The sequence below is a fragment of the Kitasatospora sp. NPDC057518 genome, from assembly GCF_042802075.1.
Taxonomy (GTDB): domain Bacteria; phylum Actinomycetota; class Actinomycetes; order Streptomycetales; family Streptomycetaceae; genus Kitasatospora.
Map to the genome: position 1 here is coordinate 1 of NZ_JBHVEU010000537.1, position 5,532 is coordinate 5,532.

A 5,532-nucleotide genomic window follows, 5' to 3' on the forward strand; every position below is an offset into this window, starting at 1 on the left:
GGGGCGTAGGGGAGGGGCCCGCCGACGGGAATCGCGTTCCGGTCGGCGGACCCCTCCCCCGTACGCTGGTGGGCGTGCTGGTAGAAAACGACGCCCCCCTCGCCCCGCTGACCACGCTCCGGCTCGGCGGCCCGGCCCGCCGCCTGGTGACCGCCCACACCGACGACGAGGTGATCGCCGCCGTCCGCGAGGCCGACGCGGCCGGCGAGCCGCTGCTCGTCCTCGGCGGCGGCTCCAACCTGGTGATCGGCGACGCCGGCTTCCCCGGCACCGTGCTGCGGATCGCCACCGAGGGCTTCGCCCTGGACGGCACCGCGCTGGAGGTCGCGGCCGGCGAGACCTGGTCCGAGGTGGTCCACCGCACCGTGCGCGACCACGGGCTGGCGGGCATCGAGTTCCTGGCCGGCATCCCCGGCTCCGCGGGCGCCACCCCGGTGCAGAACGTGGGCGCGTACGGCCAGGAGGTCGCCCAGTCGATCACCGAGGTGGTCGCGTACGACCGCACCGCCGACGAGGTCGTCACCCTCTCGAACGCCGAGTGCGGGTTCTCCTACCGGCACAGCCGCTTCAAGGCCGAGCCGGACCGCTACGTGGTGCTGCGGGTGCGGTTCCGCCTGGAGGACAACGACGGGCTCTCCACCCCCGTCCGCTACGCCGAGACCGCCCGGCACCTGGGCGTCGAGCCGGGCGCCCGGGTGGCGGTCGGCACGGCCTGGACGGCGGTGCTGCTGCTGCGCGCCGGCAAGGGCATGGTGCTGGACCCGGCGGACCACGACACCTGGTCGGCGGGCTCCTTCTTCACCAACCCGGTGCTCACGGCCGCGCAGTACGACTCCTTCCGCACCCGCCCGGGCACCGAGGACGCCCCCGCCTACCCGGCCCCGGAGGGCTGCACCAAGACCTCGGCGGCCTGGCTGATCGACCGCGCGGGCTTCGGCAAGGGCTACGGCGGCGGCCCGGCGACGCTCTCCACCAAGCACACCCTGGCGCTCACCAACCGCGGCTCGGCCACCGCCGAGGACCTGCTGGCGCTGGCCCGGGAGATCCGGGACGGGGTCCGCGCGGCCTTCGGGGTGGAGCTGGTGAACGAGCCGGTGATGGTGGGCGTCAAGCTCTAGCAGCGGCTAGGCGGGTACGGCGGCCGCTTCCGCGGGGGCGCGGTCGCCGACCAGCCAGGCGTCGATGTCCGCCAGCAGCTCCTTGCGGACGGCCTCCGGCGCGACCGAGCCGCGCACCGACTGCCGTGCCAGCTCGGCGAGTTCGGCGTCGGAGAAGCCCAGCACGTCCCGGACCAGCTCGTACTGGGCGGCCAGCCGGCTGCCGAACAGCAGCGGGTCGTCCGCGCCCAGGGCGAGCGGCACCCCGGCGTCGAAGAGCCGGCGCAGCGGCACCTCCTCGGGGCGCTCGTAGACGCCGAGCGAGACGTTGGAGGACGGGCAGACCTCGCAGGTGACCTGCCGGTCCGCCAGCCGCTCCATCAGCCGGGGGTCCTCGGCGGCCCGTACGCCGTGGCCGATCCGGGCGGCGCCCAGGTCGTCCAGGCAGTCCCGGACGGACTCCGGGCCGGACAGCTCGCCGCCGTGCGGGGCCGCCAGCAGCCCGCCGTTGCGGGCGATCGCGAAGGCCCGGTCGAAGTCCCGGGCCAGGCCCCGGCGCTCGTCGTTGGAGAGGCCGAAGCCGACCACCCCGTGGTCGGCGTAGCGGACGGCCAGCCGGGCCAGCGTCCGGGCGTCCATCGGGGACTTCATCCGGTTGGCCGCGACCAGGACCCGGATGCCCACGCCGGTCGCCGCGGCGGCGTGCTCCACCGCGTCCAGGATCAGCTCCAGGGCGGGGATCAGTCCGCCCAGCCGGGGCGCGTACGACGTCGGGTCGACCTGGATCTCCAGCCAGCGGGAGCCGTCCCGCCGCTCGTCCTCGGCGGTCTCCAGGACCAGCCGGCGGATGTCCTCCTCGTCCCGCAGCACCGAGCGGGCGGTGTCGTACAGCCGCTGGAAGCGGAACCAGCCCCGCTCGTCGGTGGCCCGCAGCCGGGGCGGCTCGCCGGAGCTGAGCGCCTCCGGCAGCCGGACGCCGTGCTTGTCCGCCAGCTCCAGGAGGGTGGCGGGCCGCATCGAGCCGGTGAAGTGCAGGTGCAGGTGGGCCTTCGGGAGGCCCCTGACGTCTCGCGGGTTCAACAGGCGTTCCATTCACCGATACTGCCGTATGCGGCCCCTGAACGGGAACCGCCCCCTCTACATCCCCTGAAGGGGTGAAAGGGGGCGGTGCGCCGGGTGAAACCCTGGCGTCGGGTTGACGTCGGCGGACGGACCCGAGGTCAGTCGCGGGCCTCGCCGAGCAGCTTCTGGACCCGGCTGACGCCCTCGACCAGGTCGGCGTCGCCGAGCGCGTAGGAGAGCCGCAGGTAGCCGGGGGTGCCGAAGGCCTCGCCCGGGACGACCGCGACCTCGGCCTCGTCCAGGATCAGGGCGGCCAGTTCGGCGGAGGTCTGCGGGCGCCGGCCGCGGATCTCCTTGCCCAGCAGGCCCTTGACCGACGGGTAGGCGTAGAAGGCGCCCTCGGGCTCGGGGCAGAGCACGCCCTCGATCTCGTTGAGCATCCGCACGATGGTCTTGCGGCGGCGGTCGAAGGCCTCGCGCATCTCGGCGACCGCGTCCAGGTCGCCGGCCACGGCGGCCAGGGCGGCGCGCTGGGCGACGTTGGAGACGTTCGAGGTGGCGTGCGACTGGAGGTTGGTCGCGGCCTTGATGACGTCCTTGGGGCCGACCACCCAGCCCACCCGCCAGCCGGTCATCGCGTAGGTCTTGGCGACACCGTTGACCACGATGCACTTCTCGGCCAGCTCGGGCAGCAGGGCCGGCAGCGAGGTGAAGGTGGCGTCGCCGTACACCAGGTGCTCGTAGATCTCGTCGGTGAGCACCCACAGGCCGTGCTCCAGCGCCCAGCGGCCGATCGCCTCGGCCTCGGCCTCGGTGTACACCGCGCCGGTCGGGTTGGACGGCGAGACGAACAGCACCACCTTGGTGTTCTCGGTGCGCGCGGCCTCCAGCTGCTCGACCGAGACCTTGTAACCGGTGGTCTCGTCGGAGACGACCTCCACCGGGACGCCGCCGGCCAGCTGGACCGACTCCGGGTAGGTGGTCCAGTACGGGGCCGGGATGATGACCTCGTCGCCCGGGTCCAGGATCGCCGCGAACGCCTCGTAGATCGCCTGCTTGCCGCCGTTGGTGACGAGCACCTGGGAGGCGTCCACCTCGTAGCCGGAGTCGCGCAGCGTCTTGGCGGCGATCGCGGCCTTCAGCTCGGGCAGGCCACCCGCCGGGGTGTAGCGGTGGTTCTTCGGGTCGCGGCAGGCCTCGACGGCCGCCTCGACGATGTAGTCCGGGGTGGGGAAGTCGGGCTCGCCGGCACCGAAACCGATGACCGGGCGGCCGGCGGCCTTGAGGGCCTTGGCCTTGGCGTCCACGGCGAGGGTCGCGGACTCGGCGATCGCGCCGATCCGGGCGGAGACCCGGCGGTCGGCGGGGCGGATGGACTGGTCGGGCTGCGGGGTGGAAGCGCTCATGCCTGCATCGTCGCAGAACCGGGACCTACCGGGCATCGGGGTATCGGCATCCGTACGTTCCCGTCCGAATCGCGGCCCGACGGTCCGTCGGAAGGGGTCCCGCCGGACCGGACGTCCGCCGGGGGAGCGGCCGGTCCGGAAGAGAAGCCGGAAGAAGAAGTTCGACCAAACACCCCTCGACCACGTACACTCGCTGCTCGACGGCCCGCCGACAACCGGAGCTTTCACCGCCTGTGCAGACAGCGGGGGGAGATACGGTAGGTTGGTCGCCACCGGAGCCGCGAGGCACCGTAGGGCAATAGCTCAATTGGTAGAGCACCGGTCTCCAAAACCGGCGGTTGGGGGTTCGAGTCCCTCTTGCCCTGCTGCTAGATCCGTTTTCAGCCCGTTCGCTCCACAGGAGTGAGCGGGCTTGATGCGGAGATGGCACCGATCAGCACCGCTAGCCGACTGGCCGCCCCCACCGGGTGCGCGGCGAAGCCGGCAGGACCCGGATTCAGGTGAGGACGAGTGACGGAGACCACGGGCTCCACCGCAACGCCTGAGAGCGGCAACCCCGAGGGTGCCGACGGCGCTGCCGAGATCGCATCGGCCGAGGGCGACAAGAAGTCCGGCAAGCAGAAGAAGTCAGGCAAGCGGGCCAAGAAGGGCCTGTTCGCACGGACCGCCCTCTTCTACCGCCAGATCATCGCCGAGCTGCGCAAGGTCGTCTGGCCGACCCGCGGCGAGCTCACCAACTACACCGCCGTGGTCGTCACCTTCGTGGTGGTCATGATGGCCTTCGTGGCCGGCCTGGACTACGGCTTCTCCAAGCTGAGCCTCCTGGTCTTCGGCTGACCGGCCGCCCCACCTCTCGAACAGCCTCCCGACCCGGGCCGATTACTCGGCCCGGGTCGAGCTGTCGGCGCCGGACGTACGCGCGGCTACCGTGGACTCGGTACTGTTGAAGTCTCCGAGACCTCACCTGGCGCCCGCGCGAGCGGCCGTCCGCCGGGCCGGTCGAGGAGCGCGCCACCTTCACCATCTCCAGGAAAGAAGCCGCCACCGTGTCTGAGTCCCCCCTGTACGACGCCGACGAGACCGTCCGCGAGGCGGATGGCGCCGCCGAGCTGGACGCGGCCGAGCCGGCTGACGACGCCGAGTCCGCCGAGCAGATCGTGGACGCCGCGGACAGCGACGAGGACGAGGTCGAGGCGTACGACGAGGCCGAGGCCGGCGAGCCCGCCGAGGAGGCCGCGCTGCACGTGGAGGGCGACGCCGAGGCCGAGGAGTCCGTCGAGGACGCCGAGGAGGCCGAGGAGGAGTCGGCCGACGAGGTCGACCCGGTCGCCAAGTTCCGCGAGGACCTGCGCTTCATGCCGGGCGAGTGGTACGTGATCCACACCTACGCCGGCTACGAGAACCGGGTGAAGCAGAACCTGGAGCAGCGCGCCGTCTCGCTGAACGTCGAGGAGTACATCTTCCAGGCCGAGGTGCCGCAGGAGGAGGTCGTCCAGATCAAGAACGGCGACCGCAAGACCATCCGCCAGAACAAGCTCCCCGGCTACGTCCTGGTGCGCATGGACCTCACCCCCGAGTCCTGGGGCGTCGTGCGCAACACCCCGGGTGTCACCGGCTTCGTCGGCAACGCCTACGACCCGTACCCGCTGACCCTGGACGAGGTCGTCAAGATGCTCGCCCCCGACGTCGAGCGCCAGGCGGCCAAGGAGGCCGGCAAGCCCTCGCCGATCAAGCCGAGCGAGATCCAGGTGCTGGACTTCGAGGTCGGCGACTCGGTCACCGTCACCGACGGTCCGTTCGCGACCCTCCAGGCGACCATCAACGAGATCAACCCGGACTCGAAGAAGGTCAAGGGCCTGGTCGAGATCTTCGGCCGGGAGACCCCGGTCGAGCTCTCCTTCGACCAGATCCAGAAGAACTAGTCATACCGTCTTCGGGTTCGGGGCGGGGGCGAGGAGCCTCCGCCC

At 72.0% G+C, this 5,532-nt stretch carries 5 protein-coding genes and 1 tRNA gene; 4 read left to right on the top strand and 2 right to left on the bottom strand.

All coding sequences use genetic code 11. The features are described from left to right. Nucleotides 1-74 precede the first annotated feature (74 nt). Nucleotides 75-1,118, top strand: a complete 1,044-nt coding sequence (locus ACFU7Z_RS35385) for a UDP-N-acetylmuramate dehydrogenase (protein ID WP_380782103.1) — start codon at nucleotides 75-77, stop codon at nucleotides 1,116-1,118. A 6-nt stretch (nucleotides 1,119-1,124) separates the two neighbouring features. Here the strand turns inward: ACFU7Z_RS35385 and ACFU7Z_RS35390 are convergent, their stop codons facing one another. Both ACFU7Z_RS35390 and ACFU7Z_RS35395 read right to left on the bottom strand, forming a co-directional pair. After that, a complete protein-coding gene (locus tag ACFU7Z_RS35390) occupies nucleotides 1,125-2,189 on the bottom strand; it encodes an adenosine deaminase (protein WP_049651987.1) in 1,065 nt (354 codons plus the stop codon). A gap of 128 nt (nucleotides 2,190-2,317) precedes the next feature. Beyond that, on the bottom strand, nucleotides 2,318-3,565 hold the full coding sequence (locus ACFU7Z_RS35395) for a pyridoxal phosphate-dependent aminotransferase (RefSeq protein WP_375876145.1): 1,248 nt from the start codon (nucleotides 3,563-3,565) through the stop codon (nucleotides 2,318-2,320). A 292-nt stretch (nucleotides 3,566-3,857) separates the two neighbouring features. Between ACFU7Z_RS35395 and ACFU7Z_RS35400 the strand changes: the two genes are divergently transcribed. From ACFU7Z_RS35400 to nusG, 3 genes are all read left to right on the top strand, one after another. Then, a tRNA-Trp gene (locus ACFU7Z_RS35400) sits at nucleotides 3,858-3,930 on the top strand. Between the two features lie 145 nt (nucleotides 3,931-4,075). Further along, complete coding sequence (secE, locus tag ACFU7Z_RS35405) at nucleotides 4,076-4,402, top strand: preprotein translocase subunit SecE (protein ID WP_049651985.1); 327 nt, start codon at nucleotides 4,076-4,078, stop codon at nucleotides 4,400-4,402. Nucleotides 4,403-4,611: 209 nt separating this feature from the next. Beyond that, nucleotides 4,612-5,487 carry a transcription termination/antitermination protein NusG gene (nusG, locus tag ACFU7Z_RS35410; RefSeq protein ID WP_375876146.1) on the top strand — a complete coding sequence of 292 codons (876 nt, stop codon included), beginning with the start codon at nucleotides 4,612-4,614 and terminating at the stop codon, nucleotides 5,485-5,487. Nucleotides 5,488-5,532 lie beyond the last annotated feature (45 nt).

Coding starts and splice junctions, on each gene's coding strand:
- ACFU7Z_RS35390 (WP_049651987.1), bottom strand. CDS start 2,189: ATGGAACGCCTGTTGAACCCGCGAGACGTCAGGGGCCTCCCGAAGGCC.
- ACFU7Z_RS35395 (WP_375876145.1), bottom strand. CDS start 3,565: ATGAGCGCTTCCACCCCGCAGCCCGACCAGTCCATCCGCCCCGCCGAC.